Raw genomic sequence first — 18,292 nt, 5'->3', positions numbered from 1 at the left:
CAACCCCTTTGAATTTTAATTAAGACTTGTATACTCAAGATACTTTAAAACCTAGCATTTTGAAGTATCTTGAGTATATAATAACCGGCTATTATTTTAGAACGAATAATAGGCACGTAGCTCAGTGGTAGAGCACCACCTTGACATGGTGGTGGTCGGTGGTTCGATCCCACTCGTGCCTACCAGTTAACCCTGCTATCAGGGTTTTTTTTTACTCGGAAGACAGGTTTTAAATTCATCTCACTTGGGAATTGAAGAGAGAACAAGATGCCAAATATTAAATTGCCTGATGGAAGCAGTAAACATTTTGAAAATCCCTTAACAGTGAGGGAAGTTGCTTACTCTATCAGCCCCAGTTTAGCTAAAGCAGCCATTGCTGCTCGCGTTGATGACAAATTAGTGGATGTGGGTTATGAAATTACCAAAGATAGCTCATTGATCATTCTCACTGAGAAAAACAATGAAAGTTTAGAGGTGATTCGCCATTCTACTGCGCATTTGTTAGCGCAAGCTGTCAAGCTATTGTTCCCTAGCGCGCAAGTTACTATCGGCCCTGTTATTGAAGATGGCTTTTACTACGATTTTTCATTTGAACGATCATTCACTCCAGAAGATTTGGAACGGATTGAAGAAAAAATGAAAGAATTGGCAAAAGCGGATTTACCTGTGTCAAGACGCACGTTGCCTCGTGATGAAGCGATAGCATATTTTAAAAGCTTGGGCGAAAATTATAAAGCCAGGATTATTGAAGAAATTCCTGCTAATGAAACCTTATCACTTTATAAACAAGGTGATTTTGAAGATTTATGCCGTGGGCCCCATGTCCCTTCTACCGGATTTTTAAAAGCCTTTAAATTAACCAAGTTAGCTGGTGCTTACTGGAAAGGGGATTCCAAAAATGAAATGTTACAACGTATATATGGAACTGCCTGGGCGGATAAAAAATCTTTAACTGACTATTTGCAACGTCTAGAAGAGGCTGAGAAACGGGATCACCGTAAAATTGGGAAAGCCTTGGAATTATTTCATTTCCAGGAAATCGCTCCGGGCATGGTTTTTTGGCATCCTAAAGGCTGGACCATTTATCAGATATTGGAACAATATATACGTAATCGCTTAAAAGATTTTGGTTACCAGGAAATTAAAACTCCTCAATTAGTGGATCGTGTTTTGTGGGAAAAGTCAGGGCATTGGGAAAATTTCCGCGATAATATGTTTTTTACAGAAACCGAGAATCGCTTTTATGCTGTAAAGCCCATGAACTGCCCCTGTCATGTGCAAATTTTTAATCAAGGATTAAAGAGTTATAGAGATTTGCCCCTACGTTTTGCAGAGTTTGGCAATTGCCACCGTTGTGAACCTTCTGGCTCCTTACACGGATTAATGCGGGTTAGGAATTTCGTACAAGACGATGCTCACATTTTTTGTACAGAAGACCAAATTCAAAGTGAAGTAGCCAGTTTGTTGCAGTTAGTTCAATCCGTGTATTCGGACTTTGGCTTTACCGATATTATATATCGTTTAGCCCTGCGCCCAGAAAAAAGAGTGGGCTCTGAAGAGGTCTGGAACAAGGCTGAAAACGCTTTAAGACAGGCAATGAGCGATAAAAATATTACTTGGATTGACGCGCCAGGCGAAGGTGCTTTCTATGGTCCCAAGATTGAATGCTCTTTGTCAGATAGCATCGGTAGAATCTGGCAATGCGGTACTATCCAGGTGGATTTTTCTATGCCCGATTTACTGGGTGCCCAATATGTGGCGGAAGATGGAAGCCGACAAGTTCCGGTTATGTTACACAGAGCAATTATTGGAACTTTTGAAAGATTCATGGGGATTTTGATTGAGCATTTTGCGGGTAATTTCCCTTTATGGCTAGCCCCTATGCAAGTTTCTGTGCTCACTATTAGTGAGAAGCAAAACGAATTTGGTCAAAAAATCCTCACTTTTTTACAAAATAATGGCATTAGAGCGAATTTTGACTTGAGAAATGAGAAGATAGGCTTTAAAATCCGCGAGCACACTTTGCAAAAAGTACCTTATCTGCTAATTATTGGAGATAAAGAAGTTGAGAATAACCAGGTAACTGTGCGTTCTCGCGAAGGTACTGACTTGGGTGTAATGACAATTGATACTGTTTGTGACTTCCTATTAAAAGAAGTGGCAGCAAAAAAACGTATATAACTAGCTGGAGGATTTACCATTAGTGCATCAACAAAGCGTGAGAGTGATCGAGCGCGAATTAACGAACAAATTAATGTACCAGAAGTACGTTTAATTGATGTAGATGGCAATCAGGCTGGGATAATGTCAACCCGAGAAGCATTACGTGCTGCCGAAGAAAGTGGTCTTGATCTAGTGGAAATTTCTCCAACTGCCAAACCACCAGTATGTCGTATAATGGATTATGGTAAGTATCTCTTTGAAATTAGCAAGAAGCAAGCTGAAGCTCGAAAAAAGCAGAAGCAAATCCAAGTCAAAGAGTTAAAATTCCGTCCAACGACGGAAGATGGGGATTATCAGGTCAAGCTACGCAACCTGGTACGTTTCCTAAATCATGGGGATAAAGTTAAAATCACATTGCGATTTCGCGGTCGTGAAGTGGCTCACCAAGAGTTGGGGATGAAGATCCTGGAGCGTTTGCAAGCAGATACTGCAGAATTTGCAGTAATAGAGCAACAAGCGAAACGCGAAGGACGCCAACTCATGATGGTTTTATCGCCGAAGAAAACGAAGTAGCCAATTGTAGTCTGATTTTTATTATCAGATGATATAGCAAATGCGGAGTATATTGTTATGCCAAAATTAAAATCCCATCGGGGTGCCCACAAGCGCTTCCGTAAAACGGCGAGTGGTGCTATTAAGCGTCGTGGTGCTTATAGAAATCATATTCTCACCAAAAAATCCACAAAGCAGAAACGTTCTTTGCGAGTTGAGTGCAACACATTAAAAGCATGTGATGCGCGCTTAGCAGAACGTATGTTGCACGGTAGTTAAGGGGAGAATGAGAAATGCCAAGAGTTAAACGTGGTGTGACGGCAAAAGCACGTCATAAAAAAGTTTTAAAACAAGCCAAAGGTTATTACGGTGCACGCAGTCGTGTTTATCGCGTAGCCAAACAAGCGGTCATCAAAGCAGGCCAATATGCTTACCGTGACCGTAGACAGAAAAAGCGTCAATTCCGTGCTTTATGGATCACTCGTATTAATGCGCAAGCGCGTGAGTGTGGTCTCTCCTATAGCCGTTTAATAGATGGTTTGAAAAAAGCACAAATAGAACTGGATCGTAAAGTATTAGCTGATATGGCCGTACACGATAAGGTTGGTTTCGCTGCTGTAGCTGAGTTGGCTAAATCAGCACTTGCATCATAATTTATAGACAAGCATTATAAGGGAGGCTATATGCCTCCTTTTTTAATTAAATTTATTTGCTAGCCCCAGGTTCTATCATGCAAGATATTAACGAATTACAAAAATTAGCTTTTGCCGAAATTGATAAAGCGCAAGAAATCAATACCTTAGAAAATATACGCGTGGATTTTCTCGGTAAAAAGGGAAAATTGACTGAAATTTTAAAAGGTTTAGCATCACTTCCCGCTGCGGAGAAACCGAAAGCGGGTCAATTAGTTAATCAAGCCAAAAGAGAAGTCAGCGAACGTATTGATAAAAAAATGTTGGAGTTAAAAGAACTTCAATTGCAGAAAAAATTGGCTGAAGAAAAAATTGATGTCACTTTGGCAGGACGTAACAATTATGCAGGGGCTCTTCATCCTGTTACCCAAGTAAAAAATCAAATTAATTCATTTTTCACTCGCCTTGGTTTTGATATTGTAGAAGGGCCCGAAGTGGAAACGGATTTTTATAATTTTGAAGCGCTTAATATTCCCTCGCACCATCCTGCCCGGGCTATGCATGATACCTTTTACTTCGGCGATGGGCGTTTGCTCCGCACGCATACGTCTCCTGTACAAATTAGAGTAATGGAAGATTGCGAACCGCCGTTACGACTGATTGCACCGGGTCGGGTTTATCGCTGCGATTCTGATTTAACCCATACTCCTATGTTTCATCAAGTGGAAGGTCTCTTTATTGATAAGCAAGCCACACTTGCCGGGTTAAAAGGATTGTTGCAAGATTTTTTTGCTGAGTTTTTTGGCCGTTCATTAGCTATTCGTTTTAGACCTTCCTATTTTCCATTTACCGAGCCGTCTGCAGAAGTAGATATTGAGTGTACGCAATGTTCTGGAAAGGGATGCCGGTCTTGCAAATATACTGGCTGGCTAGAGGTTCTTGGTTGTGGCATGGTTCATCCTAATGTTCTTTCGGCGGTAAATATTTCTCCTCAGGAATATCAAGGGTGGGCTTTTGGTATGGGGATTGATCGCTTAGCCATGCTTTATTTTGGTATAGATGATTTAAGAATGCTTTTTGAAAATGATATTACATTTTTGAAGCAATTTTAAAAACAAGATCTTTTTGAGGTATTTCAATGAAAGTCAGTGAATCATGGTTATACGAATGGGTAGATTCACCCGTTAAAGGACAAAAACTTGCTGAGCAGCTAACCATGGCGGGGTTGGAAGTTGATAGTTTCAATCCTGTTGCTGGTCCTTTTACCAATGTAGTTGTGGCCAAAGTGTTAAAAACGGTTCCGCATCCTGAAGCTAATAAGTTAACCCTATGTGAAGTAGATGCCGGTAATGGCCAAATTTATAAAGTGGTTTGTGGGGCTTCGAATGTACGGAGTAATTTAGTCGTGGCTTTGGCACTACCAGGAGCCCATTTACCTGGCGATATGCATATAAAAGAAACTATGCTGCGAGGCCAACTTTCACAAGGGATGCTTTGTTCCGTAACTGAGCTTGGATTAGAAGAAAGTTCTGAAGGTATTATGGAGCTTGCGCAAGATGCTCCTATAGGAAAAGATTTACGGGATTATCTCTCTTTAGATGATCATGTATTTGAAATCGATTTAACACCAAACCGTGCGGATTGTTTTAGCATCCGGGGAATTGCTAGAGAAGTGGCCGCTTTAAATAATACGTTATTAAAAGAATTGCCACAAAGTAAAAATCAACCGACGCATGACAACTATAAAAATGTGCAATTAGATTACCAACTATGTCCCCAATATTGTGGCCGTATTATCAGTGGAATTAATGCAGGGGCAGAGACCCCTTTGTGGTTGCGTGAGCGTTTGCGTAGAGGCGGGATTCGCAGCATACATCCAGTGGTTGACGTCACCAATTACGTAATGTTAGAGCTGGGCCAGCCTATGCACGCATTTGATTTGGCGGCTATTGAGGGAGATATAAAAGTTCGGCTTTGCAAACAACAAGAATCTCTGGAGTTATTAGATGGGCAACAAGTTGACTTAATAGAGAATACAGCGATCATCGCTGATGAAATTAAACCATTGGCTATAGCGGGAGTAATGGGTGGGTTGCAGAGTGCCGTAAGTGAAAATACCAAGGATATATTTTTAGAAAGTGCTTTTTTCATCCCCACCGCGATTGCTGGCGTTGCCAGAAAATATGGATTATCAACTGATTCTTCCCAGCGTTTTGAAAGAGGTGTGGACCCTGCAATTCAAATGATAGCTTTAGAAAGAGCCACGCAGTTGTTAGTAGAAATTGTGGGAGGAGATGTGGGACCCGTTACCCATACTTTTGAAAGCCAGTATTTACCAGGAAATAAATCGATCCATTTTAATCCACAAAGAGTTCAACAATTAACTGGCGTAGAAGTTACTGAAACCTTAATGAGGAATTATTTAGAGAAACTGGGTTTTGAAATAGCTCAACGTGACTCTGTTTGGCTAGTTTCTGTGCCGACTCATCGTTTTGATGTTGCGCAAGAAGTTGATTTGGTAGAGGAAATAATTCGTTTGTACGGTTATGATCAAATTATGCCGCAGCCTATGATTACTGCAGCAAAAGTTGGTAAAATTAATCCATTAGAAAATGTACTTCTTAAAATAGGTCAGTTTTTTAAAAATCGTGGCTACTTGGAAACGATTAGCTACAGTTTTGTTGACCCGCAATTGCAAGAAGAAATTTACCCTGAGCAACACGCTTTACCCTTATTAAATCCAATATCGCAAGAGCTATCCCAAATGCGTTTGGGTTTATGGCCGGGACTCATTGCGTCATTGATGCACAATATCCATAGGCAACAAACTTCAATTAAGCTATTTGAGTCAGGTGTTACATTTACCATAAAAGACAAAAATCTGATTGAAGAAGCGAGTGTTGCTGGACTTATTATGGGTGAATATGGCCAATTTAGTTGGAATGAAATCAGTCGTAAATTTGATTTTTATGATTTAAAAGGGGATATGGAAGCTTTATTTAAAAGCATCCATCTTGAAGATGTAGGTTTCGAGGAAGGCACTCATCCTGCTCTTCACCCAGGACAAACGGCAAAAGTTATAATCAATGGGGAGAGCGTTGGTCTGTTGGGCGTTATCCATCCCCGACTGGCAGATGCTTTGGATATTAGCGGTGAAGTCATCTTATTTGAATTAAAAGTCGAATCGTTATTGAGCAAGAAGCGAGGGCGTTATAAAACTATTTCTAAATATCCACTCATAAGAAGAGATTTGTCCTTTATTTTGGATAATACAGTGAGTGTGGCTGCTATTGAAAAAGCTATTTATTCCGTAGTGAGCAATGATTGGTTAAAGGATATTCATGTTTTTGATGTTTATAAAGGCGCATCTATTCCTGAAGATAAAAAAAGTATCGCACTTGCATTAATATTACAAAGCGAGAATCGAACTTTAGTGGACACTGAGATCAATCCCATAATCAGTGCTATAATAAAAAAACTGGAAGATGAGTTTGGCATAATATTGAGGGATTAATCGTGAATGCTCTGAGTAAAGCACTAATAGCTGATACCTTATGTTCTAATGTCGCGCTAAGTAAACCCGATGCAAAAATATTAGTTGAAGAATTTTTCGAAGAAATTAGAAACGCGCTTGAAAATGGAAAGCATGTAAAGCTCTCTGGCTTTGGGAATTTTACTTTACGTGATAAGCCTACCAGGCCGGGGAGAAATCCGAAAACAGGTCAGGAAATTCCTGTTGCCGCAAGAAGGGTTGTAACCTTTAAGCCAGGTTTAAAATTAAAAACCAAAATAGAGAGTAGGAGTAAATAAGTTATTACACACTACGAAAAACATCTGTTTATTTGTACCAACCAAAAAGCGCCTGGTAAGAAATGCTGTGCAAATAGTGGCGGAGAACCATTTTTTAGTTACATAAAAAGCAGATTGGTAGAGCTCGGCTTACATGGTCCAGGTAAAATAAGGGTGAGTAAGTCTGGTTGTTTAGGTCGTTGCGCAGAAGGACCCTGTATTGTTATTTACCCTGAAGGCCTTTGGTATACTTATAGTTCTTTTCTGATATTGACGAAATTATTGAAAACTATTTATTAAATGGCAAAATGGTGGAGCATTTAGTAATTTCTGGTTAAAAGATTTTTAACCAACATTTTTTACCATTAACACTTGTAGATATACCCACTTTTAGTTTAAAATCGCCCGTCCAAGAAAAGATTACCAATTAAAGGCGGTACGGAGTTAGTTTAATGAAAACATTTAGCGCCAAGGCACATGAAGTCAAAAGAGACTGGTATTTGATAGATGCCAGCGACAAAACATTAGGTCGCCTTGCTACAGAAGTTGCCCGTCGTTTGCGTGGCAAACATAAAGCAGAATATACACCACATGTTGATACAGGTGATTACATTATTATAACGAATGCGGAGAAAGTAACCGTTACCGGCCGCAAGTTTAAAGAAAAAATGTATTATCATCATACCGGCTTCCCTGGTGGTATTAAGGAAATTTCTTTTGATAAATTACAAAAGAAGAATCCTGCCCAAATTATTGAACGTGCAGTGAAAGGTATGCTTCCTAAGAATCCTTTAGGCCGTGAAATGTACCGTAAGCTTAAAATTTACACTGGTACAGAACATCCACATGCTGCGCAACAACCTAAGCAACTTGAGATTGAGGATTAACTAAATGGCTGAAATGCAGCAATACTATGGCACTGGCCGAAGAAAAAGTTCAACCGCAAGAGTATTTTTACGTCCTGGTAAGGGTGAAATCAAAATTAATAATCGTGCATTAGAAGATTATTTTGGTCGTGAAACTGCTGGTATGATTATTAGACAGCCTCTTGAAACTGTAGACGTTTTAAATAAATTTGATATTTATGCAACAGTAACTGGTGGCGGTATTTCCGGTCAAGCTGGTGCGATTCGTCTAGGTATTGCAAGAGCGTTAGTTTCATACGATGAGTGCGACCTTCCGGAAGGTGAAGAGCCAAGCCCTACTTCTTACCGAAGAAAATTACGCGCTCGTAACTTACTTACTCGTGATTCTCGTCGAGTAGAAAGAAAGAAAGTGGGTTTACACAAAGCACGCCGGGCAACCCAATACTCAAAACGTTAAAATTAATCACTATAAAAAACCACCTTCGGGTGGTTTTTTCTTTTGTAATCGACAAATTATGTAGATTGGCGCCGCAGGCTCAATGAACGATCTTAAAAAAATAACGAATAGTGGCCTTTGGCGCCAACCCATATTCCCATTCCCAAACCTCTAAATCTCTGATATAAATAAATTTCATTTTGTGTCAGGAAGATTGGATAGTGAAGGAACCGCTAAACTCCCCACCCGAAAATACCGAAGAAATTATTGACGAGGAACGCCGGCGGTTCTTGTTGAAAACTACTTCTGTTGTGGGTGGTGTAGGCGCACTCTGCGCATTGACGCCTTTTGTTTCTTCTTGGTCCCCCAGCGCGAAAGCGCAAGCGGCGGGAGCTCCGGTACAAGTAGATCTTAGTAAACTTGAACCTGGCCAACAAATCACTGTGGAGTGGCGTGGCAGACCGGTTTGGATTGTACGACGCACGGAAGAAATGCTTAAAAATTTAGCAGGTCATAATGACCAGCTTCGTGACCCTGATTCGCTGGTCGAACAGCAACCGGAGTACGCTAAAAATAAATACCGCTCTTTAAAGCCAGAATATTTAGTCCTTATCGGAATATGTACGCATTTAGGATGTTCTCCCAAATATAAACCTTTTGAAAAAGAGCTTGGCCCTGATTGGCCAGGTGGATTTTATTGCCCGTGTCATGGCTCCATGTTTGACCTAGCCGGGAGGGTTTATAAAAGTGTGCCTGCTCCTATAAATTTAGAAGTACCGCCTTATCGATTCATTAGTGATCATGAAATCATTATTGGAGAAGATGAAAAGGAAGCCTGATGAATACATTTGTTAAATGGATAGATGATCGCTTTCCCTTAGTTAGTACTTGGAAAAGCCATATTAGCGAATATTATGCGCCAAAAAACTTTAATATTTATTATTTTTTTGGTTCGCTAGCGATTTTAGTTTTGTTTAATCAAATTATTACTGGCCTCTGGCTCACTATGTTTTATACCCCCTCCTCTGCAGAGGCATTTAACTCTGTTGAATATATTATGCGAGATGTAAATTATGGCTGGCTATTACGCTATCTGCATTCTACTGGCGCTTCCGCCTTTTTTATTGTCGTATATATACACATGTTCCGCGGGCTCTTATATGGCTCTTATCAGAAGCCGCGAGAGCTCGTTTGGATAATAGGCGTCTTTTTATTTGTGCTACTGTTAGCAGAAGCTTTTTTTGGGTATTTACTCCCATGGGGACAAATGTCGTATTGGGGTGCGCAAGTGATAACTTCCCTCTTTGGCGCTATACCATTTGTAGGGAAAAGCCTGATGACATGGTTACGAGGTGATTTCACTATTGCTAACGCTACCTTACAACGATTTTTTGCTTTACACGTTATTGGTGTACCTCTTTTATTTTTATTATTAGTGTTTTTACACATTGTTGCCTTACATAAAGTGGGATCGAATAATCCCGAAGGAATAGACATCAAAAAGGTGGTGAACGAACAAGGACATCCCATGGATGGAATACCGTTTCATCCTTATTACACAGTGAAAGATTTTTTTGGAGTAACAGTATTTTTAATACTGTTTTTTAGTGTGGTATTTTTCTTTCCTGAAGTAGGGGGGTATTTCTTGGAACATGCAAATTTTGTTCCTGCCGACCCTTTAACCACACCTGAACATATCGCGCCTGTTTGGTATATGACGCCCTACTATGCCATGTTGCGAGCAATACCTGATAAATTATTTGGGGTTATTGTCATGCTAAGTGGAATAATTATTTTATTTTTTGTACCTTGGCTCGATCGCAGCCCCGTTCGTTCTATTCGTTATAAGGGTTATTTATCGAAAACAGCTCTTATTATTTTTGTAATATGTTTTATTCTTTTAGGATATTTGGGAACAGTCATTATTACGCCAATGAAACAAAATTTGGCCCGTATTTGTACAGTAATATATTTTGCATTTTTTATATTGATGCCGTTGTATACGCGTTTTGAACAAACCAGGCCTGTTCCGGAAAGGATACCAGTGTGAAAAAAAAGATTTTAAATATATTTTTTATTTTCGCTTTTCTTTGTAGCCTGCCGCTTTTTGCGGATGAGAATAACCCCCCATTGGCCCATGTTGATATTGATGTAAATAATCAGGCGCGTTTGCAAAGAGGCGCTAAAATTTACATGAATTACTGCTCAGGATGCCATTCACTTAAATATATGCGCTATAACGCGATGGCAAGGGATTTAGGACTTACGACTTTTGATGGAAGCGTAGACAATGATTTATTAATAAATAATTTAATTTTTACCCGAGCCAAAGTGCATGACCCTATTCGGATTAGTATGCCTGAAGTAGATGCAAGAGAATGGTTTGGTAAGTTACCTCCAGATTTATCTTTGGAAGCAAGAGCGAGAGGAGCATCTTGGCTTTATACTTATTTAAAAAGTTTTTACCTGGATCCAAAACGTCCATTTGGCACCAATAACCTTTTAATACCTGATGTGGCTATGCCTAATGTATTATCTCCTTTGCAAGGGGAGGTTATTGCGGTACATCCTGAAAACCAGTTAGCTCTGCTAGAGAATACGCGGTTGTTGTTAATTCAAAAAGGTTCCATGACCCAGCAACAATTTGATAGCACAATTCAAGATTTAGTGACTTTTTTAGTCTACGTTAGTGAGCCTGCGCAAATGGTTCGTTACCGAATTGGTGTAGGGGTGATAGTTTTTTTGTTGATATTATCTTTTTTAGCTTATCGACTTAAAAAAATATATTGGCGGAAAATTCATTAGTTTCTTTCTGCCGGTTATCTTTCGTATTTTAGTCGCTTGCTGCTAACAAGCTGGAGAAGGGGGTTAATTAATATTTTACGATGCGCGCCTTGCTTTATAACATTTTTATCTAAATTTCAGCAAGATGGATTAAAATATGGTAAAATACTGGCCTTTGCACAAAATATTATAAAGAGGAGCTGTGAATGGCTATTATTGCTAAACGTACAATTATGTCTTTATTTTCAGATAATGATAATGCTTACAGTCATCAAGTACGTATCGTTTTAGCAGAAAAAGGGGTAAATGTTGAAATAATTCATGCAAAACAAGGTGAAGCCTCCAAAGACTTATTAAATGTTAACCCATACGGAACTGTGCCTACTTTGATTGATCGCGATTTAGTCTTATATGAAGCGCGTATCATCATGGAGTATTTAGATGAGCGTTTTCCTCATCCTCCCTTATTACCTGTTTACCCCGTGGCACGCGCCGAAACAAGAAAAATGATGTTCCGCATTGAGCAAGATTGGTATTCATTAATGCAACATATTCAAGTTGGCCATGATGTAGAGAATGCAAGACAATTATTACTCGATAGCTTATTAAGCTTGGAGCCAGTATTTGCCGACAAACCTTATTTCTTAAGTGATGAGTTTTCATTATTAGATTGCGCTTTAGCCCCGTTATTATGGCGTTTACCTTGTTTGGGAATTGAAATACCCGCAAATAACAAAGGCATCCATGCCTACATGCAACGTGTATTTAAGCGTGATTCTTTCCAAGCTAGCTTATCGGATGTTGAAAGACAACTAAGGGCTGCCTAATGAGTACGATGACCTCGAATAAGCCGTATCTAATAAGAGCAATCTATGATTGGATAGTTGATAATGCATTGACTCCCTATCTCTTAGTTAATGCTGAGGCTCCTGGGGTCCAAGTTCCGCAGGAATATGTAAATGGGGGGAAAATTGTGCTTAATATTTCCCCTCAAGCTTGTCGTGGTCTTCATTTGGAAAATGATCGGATTCTTTTTACAGCGCGTTTTTCAGGTATAGCTACACAAATATTTTTAACCCCCTATTCGGTTATAGCAATTTACGCCAAAGAAAACGGTCGCGGCATGGAATTTCCATATGAGGAAGAAGCACCTCCGCCACCACCTCCCCCTTCTACTGATCCGGATAAAATAAACCGCGGCAAACCTTCACTGAAGCTTGTAAAATAACTGGTATTTCTCAAAGCAGGGAGAGTGAAAAAACCTCTCTATTATAGCGTTCTTGAGCTAACCTTGTTGCGATTAACAGAATGATTGAAGAATGGAATCCTAATCAGATAAGGAGATTGAATGGAGAGCAAATTCCCTCTTTATAGTGTCGAGCAGATTAAACTTTTGGAGCAGCAGGCTTTTGCCCGTGATTTTAGCGAAGACGAATTAATGCTAAGCGCTGGTCAAGCTGCTTTCAAAGTTGTGCAAAAATATTTTCCTACAGTTCGCAATATCGCTGTCTATTGCGGGGGAGGAAACAATGGCGGTGATGGTTATGTAGTAGCACGTCTTGCTTTTCAGCAAGGATACATGGTTACTATTTATCAATATAAAGCAGTTGCAGAATTACCTTCTGCTGCATGCCATGCCGCACTGGAAGCAATAAGCGCTGGTGTGCCCATTCATGCTTTTGACGAACCGTTGGAAAGTGACACGGAATTAATTATTGACGCTATTTTAGGAATTGGTATTAAGGGAAAAGTAAAAGAATCATTGTCTCATGTAATTAATAATATCAATGATACTTCATTGCCCATTCTTTCTTTAGATGTTCCTTCAGGTTTGGATGTGGATACGGGTCAGGTTTTAGGGACTTGTATTAAAGCTACCATGACGGTAACTTTTTTGGGAGATAAATTAGGATTTTATACCTTAGATGGTCCTGATTTTTGCGGTGAAGTTATTGTTAATTCACTCAATCAGAATAACTTCATTCCTCCTGCTGCAAATTTATTGAATTATTCTGAAGTAAAAGATTCCTTAAAGCCCAGGGTAAAAAACTCCCATAAAGGTATGTATGGTCACGTGCTTATTGTCGGGGGTGGTATAGGTATGCCTGGTTCTGTATGTCTAGCGGCACAGGCCGCATTAAGAATAGGGGCCGGAGTGGTTACTATTGCTACCAACCCGGAACATACAAATGGTGTGTTGCCACAGCTGTTTGAAGCAATGGTGTATGGAATAAAAACTGAAAATGAATTGCTACCGCTTTTAGAGAAGGCAACGGTTTGTATATTAGGACCTGGCTTAGGAATGGGAGAGTGGGCTGAGACTCTCTTCAAAACTACTATTACTTCACAATTACCACTTGTTATTGATGCTTCTGCATTACACTTACTAGCCAGGTATAAACAAAAAGATGATAATTGGATTTTAACCCCACATCCTGGTGAGGCTGCGGTTTTATTAGATAGCAATACAAAGGCTATACAAGAAGATCGCTTCGCTGCAGCAAGCGCCCTGCAACAAGAATACGGTGGATGCATTGTTTTAAAAGGCATGGGGACGGTAATAAATACCGGAAAGGGAACTTTTGTGTGTGCGGCGGGAAATCCAGGAATGGCCACAGCGGGTATGGGGGATACTTTAAGCGGAATCATTGGTGGGTTGATTGCCCAAGGTCTTTCTTTAGTGGAAGCTGCTAAATTAGGAGTGCTTTTGCATGCCCAGGCCGGTGACGATGCGGCGCAAGATTGTGGTGAACGGGGTATGCTTGCTAGTGATTTAATCCCATTTTTAAGAAAAAGAATTAATTTACTATGAATTCTCAATTTCAATGCTACTTAGCGGATGAAGAGGCAACCAAAGCAATTGCGGTAGTATTTGCGTCTTGCTTGCATGCACCTTTAATAGTAACCTTCAGCGGTCAAATTGGTGCAGGAAAAACAACGTTTATCCGTGCGATGTTGCGGGAATTGGGAGTCGATTCGGCTATTAAAAGCCCCACATTTTCTATAGTGGAAAATTACAGTACTACTAATGCACAGATTAATCACTTCGACTTATATCGAATATCCAGTATAGACGAACTAAATTATATTGGCTTTAGAGACTATTTCGAAGAAAATGCTATTTGCTGTATAGAATGGCCTGAAAAAGCCGGGATTTATTTAGAAAATGTAGATCTTGGGTTTACTTTGGCACTCAAAGGAAATGGTAGAGAGTTAATAGCAACTTCATATACTTCTAATGGAGAGAAAATTTTAAGTTGCTTTAAGGAAAAGTGGAACATATAGCGGTCTTCAGGAATTCATATGAGAATGGCAATTAGTATACTAAAGTTACTCTGTGTTCTTTTATTTACAACTAAAAGTTTCAGCGCAACGCTTGAATCTTTAAAAGTTATAGAGAAAAGAGGGCAGACAGAAGTTCTACTGTATATAAAAGGAGAATACACCCACAAGACCTTTTTTTTACCTAATCCTGAAAGAGTTGTGATTGACTTGGGGAAAACAAATAGTGCTTTTAATATTACGAAAGTAAACCATAGCCAGCAAAGTATCCGCTCTATCCGAAGGGGACAACCCAATGCCCAGACAATAAGATTGGTTTTCGAATTACAAAATGCAACACGTTATAATACCTATGAAATACCGCAGGGGTTACGCATTGTATTTAATTCAAAATTGACAGTTACCAAAGCAAAATATCCACCCAATGTCCCAACCATAAATCCAGTCCAGGTTACAAAACGCAATATTAATAAAAATAGAAAAAATACCAAGCCACTTGTTGCCACCCATACACCGAAAAGTAATTTACGTGACGTTATTATTGTTCTTGACCCCGGTCATGGTGGAAAAGACCCAGGAGCTATTGGACCTACAAAAAAAGCAGAAAAAGAAGTAGTTTTAGCTATTGCCAAAAAATTAAAACAAATTATTGATAGACAGCCAGGCATGAAGGCGGTATTAACCCGGGATGGGGATTATTACATAGAGCTACGTGAACGGTTAAATATTGCGAGGAAATATAATGCGGATGTTTTTATATCTATTCATGCTGATGCATTTATAAATAAAAACTCACATGGTGCTTCAGTTTTCGCCCTATCTCAACGAGGAGCGACAAGTGAAGCTGCCCGCTGGCTCGCAGAAAAGGAAAACTATTCTGAACTAGGCGGGGTAAATTTAGCTGATTTAGATGATCAAAATGGAATTATTCGTTCGGTTCTCATTGATTTATCCCAAACTGCGACAATTAGTGCTGGCTTGCAAATGGGTTCACGGGTTTTACAAAATTTGGATAGCATTACTAATTTGCATAATATAAAAGTGGAACAAGCACGTTTTGTGGTTCTTAAATCACCGGACATCCCTTCTATTCTAATAGAAACAGGGTTTATTTCTAATCCGCAAGAAGAACGAAATCTAACCAGTCCAGCCTATCAAACCAAATTAACTCAAGCGATATTTAATGGGATAAAACGTTATTTTTGGGATTATCCTCCCCAAGGTTCACGTATTGAAAGTTTGAGCAAATGGTAAATCGAATTCAGCAATTATCAAAAACTGTAGCTAATCAAATAGCAGCAGGAGAAGTTATTGAAAGGCCTGCTTCAGTAGTCAAAGAACTTTTAGAAAATGCATTAGATGCTGCAGCTACAATTATTCACATTGAGATTCAAGGTGGGGGTCTTCATTTAATTCGAATTAGTGACAACGGGCATGGAATAATAGCGGACGATTTACCTTTAGCTGTTTCAGCGCATGCCACAAGTAAAATATGCACCTTGAATGATCTGTATACTATAACAACAATGGGTTTTAGGGGAGAAGCTTTAGCTAGCATTTCTTCTGTTTCTCGCTTGAAGATTTTATCAAAGCCTGAAATGCAAGAACATGCTATGTTGTTGACAACCGAAAATAATCATTATGAAATTATTCCAGCTGCACGAGCAAAAGGTACTACAGTTGAAGTAAGAGATTTGTTTTTTAATATCCCGGTGCGTAAAAGGTTTTTAAAATCCGAACAGATTGAGTTTCAAGCAATCGAAACTATCGTCAAAAGATTCGCGCTTTCCTCCCCTCAAATTGCTATTTCCTTAAAACATAATGATAAAGAAATTTTTAACCTGTCGAGCGGCCACTCATTGACTGCAGAACAAAACCGGATAAAAAAAATATTAGGTAAATCATTTTTTGAACAAGCAGGCTTTCTTGAGGTAGAAAGAGCGGGAATCCATTTACGTGGATGGATGAGTGGAGAAAGTTACCAACGCAGTCAAAATGATAAACAATGGGTTTACATTAATCAGCGTATGGTAAAGGATAAATTGATTCAGCATGCTATTAAAAGAGCATACGAAGGGGTTTTATATCCAGGTAAACATCCCTCTTGTTTGTTATTTATTACCATTTCTCCCACAGAGGTCGACGTTAACGTTCATCCCACTAAGCACGAGGTACGATTTCAAGACCCTCGGTTAGTGCATGATTTTATTAGTTCACAACTTATCGCGGCCCTACACTCCCAAAAACCATATTTGGAAATTCCAAAAGAGTTAAATAATTTTGTTAAGGAACAATATAATCCCCCACTGCCAGAGCGACAAAATACAAGCTTTAGGCAACACGAATTTATTTATTTAAATGCAAATTTTTTCTTATTACTACGGCCCAATAAGCCCTCGCTATTTATTCAATTCAAATCTTTTTTTCAAGCATACACTTTTCATCAATTGCTAAATACAGAAAAGCCTTTTAAACAAAGAACACTCTTGCTCCCTATTCGCTTTAAATTGTCTACAATTATTAGCGATGTATATCTTCTCCAATTAAATGAAGTAGGCATTGACGTACAACTAATTAGTGAAAGGGAATTAGCCGTCAGAGCTATTCCAGTGCTCCTTCCTTATCTAAAAATTCACGATTTTTTACTCGAATTTTTTAAAAGAAAGCTGGATGGAAAAGATGATATTTTAATTCTACTAAGTCAGTGCCAAGAAGTAGCATTGGATGAAATAGTAAATAATGATTTGATAAGAGAATATATCGTCAACAATTACGAAAATTCTGGGTGGGCAGTAGAATTAACAAGTGAAAATTGTCAGGCTTTATTTCATATGGCACAGAAAGAGAATGTCTAATCAAATAGTTTGTTTAATGGGACCCACCGCAAGTGGAAAAACTGATCTGGCCTGCGAACTAGTACGGCGTTTTCCTTTTGAAATAGTTAGTGTGGACTCTGCCCTTATTTATAAAGAAATGAATATTGGGACGGCAAAACCCAATAGTGAACTACTTGAAAAAGCACCGCATCATTTAATCGATTTTTTAAACCCTGATCAAAGTTACTCTGCTGCAAATTTCTGCGAAGATGCCATAGCTGTTTGTAAAAAAATATTGAGCTCGAATAAAATCCCACTCTTGGTTGGAGGGACTATGATGTATTTCAATGCTCTTCAACAGGGTTTAAGTAACTTACCTGAAGCCAATGAAGAGATTAGGAATGCCCTTTTAAAAGAGGCTCAGCAACATGGGTGGGAGTTTCTTTGGAATCAACTAAAGCAAGTTGATCCCATGTCAGCGAACAAAATTCATCCTAACGATACCCAACGTATTCAACGGGCGCTAGAAGTTTATAAGATAACAGGTCAACCTTTATCTCACCTTCTTGGAAAAGAAACAAAATTGCCCTATCGATATATTAATATCTTATTGATTCCAGAAGATAGAGCATGGTTGCATAAACGTATCGCATTGCGATTAGACGAAATGCTTGCACAAGGATTTATTAAAGAAGTAGAGGATCTGCACAAAAAATGGCAATTAAATTCCCATTATCCTTCTATGCGAACAGTAGGATACCGTCAAGCCATTTCTTATTTAGAAGGTGAGGGCGATTTTGCAGAATTTAGAGAAAAAGCAATTGTGGCTACGCGTCAATTAGCAAAAAGACAAATTACTTGGTTACGTCATTGGAATGAAGGTACAGTGTTGCATCCGGAAAATAAAAATGTGTTACATGAGTTGGTAGAGATTGCACAACAAATAGTAGATAATAGCTCGCAATGATGTGA

At 39.1% G+C, this 18,292-nt stretch carries 19 protein-coding genes, 1 tRNA gene and 1 pseudogene; all 21 read left to right on the top strand.

The window, feature by feature from the left end; all coding sequences use genetic code 11:
• Nucleotides 1-110: 110 nt before the first annotated feature.
• The 21 genes and pseudogenes from EL206_RS07745 to miaA all read left to right on the top strand — a co-directional run bounded on the left by EL206_RS07745 (nucleotide 111) and on the right by miaA (nucleotide 18,287).
• Nucleotides 111-185: transfer RNA gene (locus EL206_RS07745), tRNA-Val, on the top strand.
• An 82-nt stretch (nucleotides 186-267) separates the two neighbouring features.
• Nucleotides 268-2,181 (top strand): threonine--tRNA ligase, encoded by a 1,914-nt coding sequence (gene thrS / locus EL206_RS07740; protein ID WP_058462898.1) that lies wholly within the window; start codon nucleotides 268-270, stop codon nucleotides 2,179-2,181.
• An 18-nt stretch (nucleotides 2,182-2,199) separates the two neighbouring features.
• Nucleotides 2,200-2,736, top strand: coding sequence for a translation initiation factor IF-3 (gene infC / locus EL206_RS07735; RefSeq protein ID WP_058462897.1), 537 nt, complete (start codon nucleotides 2,200-2,202; stop codon nucleotides 2,734-2,736).
• Between the two features lie 57 nt (nucleotides 2,737-2,793).
• Nucleotides 2,794-2,994: a 50S ribosomal protein L35 gene (gene rpmI / locus EL206_RS07730; protein ID WP_058462896.1), complete on the top strand. Its 201-nt coding sequence runs from the start codon at nucleotides 2,794-2,796 to the stop codon at nucleotides 2,992-2,994.
• Nucleotides 2,995-3,008: 14 nt separating this feature from the next.
• Entirely contained in the window at nucleotides 3,009-3,368 is a 360-nt protein-coding gene (gene rplT, locus EL206_RS07725; protein ID WP_058462895.1) for a 50S ribosomal protein L20, read from the top strand.
• A 77-nt stretch (nucleotides 3,369-3,445) separates the two neighbouring features.
• Nucleotides 3,446-4,459, top strand: coding sequence for a phenylalanine--tRNA ligase subunit alpha (gene pheS / locus EL206_RS07720; protein ID WP_058462894.1), 1,014 nt, complete (start codon nucleotides 3,446-3,448; stop codon nucleotides 4,457-4,459).
• 26 nt (nucleotides 4,460-4,485) lie between these two features.
• Entirely contained in the window at nucleotides 4,486-6,861 is a 2,376-nt protein-coding gene (pheT, locus tag EL206_RS07715; protein WP_058462893.1) for a phenylalanine--tRNA ligase subunit beta, read from the top strand.
• Nucleotides 6,862-6,863: 2 nt separating this feature from the next.
• Nucleotides 6,864-7,157, top strand: a complete 294-nt coding sequence (locus EL206_RS07710; protein ID WP_058462892.1) for an integration host factor subunit alpha — start codon at nucleotides 6,864-6,866, stop codon at nucleotides 7,155-7,157.
• A gap of 3 nt (nucleotides 7,158-7,160) precedes the next feature.
• Nucleotides 7,161-7,474, top strand: a pseudogene (locus EL206_RS10105) ((2Fe-2S) ferredoxin domain-containing protein).
• 114 nt (nucleotides 7,475-7,588) lie between these two features.
• On the top strand, nucleotides 7,589-8,023 hold the full coding sequence (gene rplM / locus EL206_RS07700; RefSeq protein WP_058462891.1) for a 50S ribosomal protein L13: 435 nt from the start codon (nucleotides 7,589-7,591) through the stop codon (nucleotides 8,021-8,023).
• A 4-nt stretch (nucleotides 8,024-8,027) separates the two neighbouring features.
• Nucleotides 8,028-8,459, top strand: coding sequence for a 30S ribosomal protein S9 (gene rpsI, locus EL206_RS07695; protein ID WP_058462890.1), 432 nt, complete (start codon nucleotides 8,028-8,030; stop codon nucleotides 8,457-8,459).
• 197 nt (nucleotides 8,460-8,656) lie between these two features.
• Nucleotides 8,657-9,277 (top strand): ubiquinol-cytochrome c reductase iron-sulfur subunit, encoded by a 621-nt coding sequence (petA, locus tag EL206_RS07690; protein WP_058463234.1) that lies wholly within the window; start codon nucleotides 8,657-8,659, stop codon nucleotides 9,275-9,277.
• Nucleotides 9,277-10,488, top strand: a complete 1,212-nt coding sequence (locus EL206_RS07685; protein ID WP_058462889.1) for a cytochrome b — start codon at nucleotides 9,277-9,279, stop codon at nucleotides 10,486-10,488. Before petA ends, EL206_RS07685 begins: the two co-directional genes overlap by 1 nt.
• A complete protein-coding gene (locus tag EL206_RS07680; RefSeq protein WP_058462888.1) occupies nucleotides 10,485-11,243 on the top strand; it encodes a cytochrome c1 in 759 nt (252 codons plus the stop codon). Before EL206_RS07685 ends, EL206_RS07680 begins: the two co-directional genes overlap by 4 nt.
• 185 nt (nucleotides 11,244-11,428) lie before the next feature.
• Nucleotides 11,429-12,049, top strand: coding sequence for a stringent starvation protein SspA (gene sspA / locus EL206_RS07675; protein ID WP_058462887.1), 621 nt, complete (start codon nucleotides 11,429-11,431; stop codon nucleotides 12,047-12,049).
• 8 nt (nucleotides 12,050-12,057) lie between these two features.
• Nucleotides 12,058-12,450, top strand: a complete 393-nt coding sequence (locus tag EL206_RS07670; protein WP_084758888.1) for a ClpXP protease specificity-enhancing factor — start codon at nucleotides 12,058-12,060, stop codon at nucleotides 12,448-12,450.
• A 120-nt stretch (nucleotides 12,451-12,570) separates the two neighbouring features.
• Nucleotides 12,571-14,034, top strand: coding sequence for a bifunctional ADP-dependent NAD(P)H-hydrate dehydratase/NAD(P)H-hydrate epimerase (locus EL206_RS07665; RefSeq protein ID WP_058462885.1), 1,464 nt, complete (start codon nucleotides 12,571-12,573; stop codon nucleotides 14,032-14,034).
• The gene (tsaE, locus tag EL206_RS07660) at nucleotides 14,031-14,507 is read left to right on the top strand and encodes a tRNA (adenosine(37)-N6)-threonylcarbamoyltransferase complex ATPase subunit type 1 TsaE (protein ID WP_058462884.1); all 477 of its coding nucleotides are present in this window, start codon (nucleotides 14,031-14,033) and stop codon (nucleotides 14,505-14,507) included. The genes EL206_RS07665 and tsaE overlap by 4 nt, the downstream gene beginning before the upstream one ends.
• A gap of 18 nt (nucleotides 14,508-14,525) precedes the next feature.
• Nucleotides 14,526-15,758, top strand: a complete 1,233-nt coding sequence (locus EL206_RS07655) for an N-acetylmuramoyl-L-alanine amidase (protein ID WP_058462883.1) — start codon at nucleotides 14,526-14,528, stop codon at nucleotides 15,756-15,758.
• A complete protein-coding gene (gene mutL, locus EL206_RS07650) occupies nucleotides 15,752-17,359 on the top strand; it encodes a DNA mismatch repair endonuclease MutL (protein ID WP_058462882.1) in 1,608 nt (535 codons plus the stop codon). Before EL206_RS07655 ends, mutL begins: the two co-directional genes overlap by 7 nt.
• Nucleotides 17,352-18,287: a tRNA (adenosine(37)-N6)-dimethylallyltransferase MiaA gene (miaA, locus tag EL206_RS07645; protein ID WP_058462881.1), complete on the top strand. Its 936-nt coding sequence runs from the start codon at nucleotides 17,352-17,354 to the stop codon at nucleotides 18,285-18,287. Before mutL ends, miaA begins: the two co-directional genes overlap by 8 nt.
• Nucleotides 18,288-18,292: the final 5 nt, after the last annotated feature.

Source organism: Legionella adelaidensis (genome assembly GCF_900637865.1).
In the GTDB taxonomy this organism is placed as follows: Bacteria; Pseudomonadota; Gammaproteobacteria; order Legionellales; family Legionellaceae; genus Legionella_A; species Legionella_A adelaidensis.
This window is presented reverse-complemented; position numbering and strand designations above follow the sequence as displayed.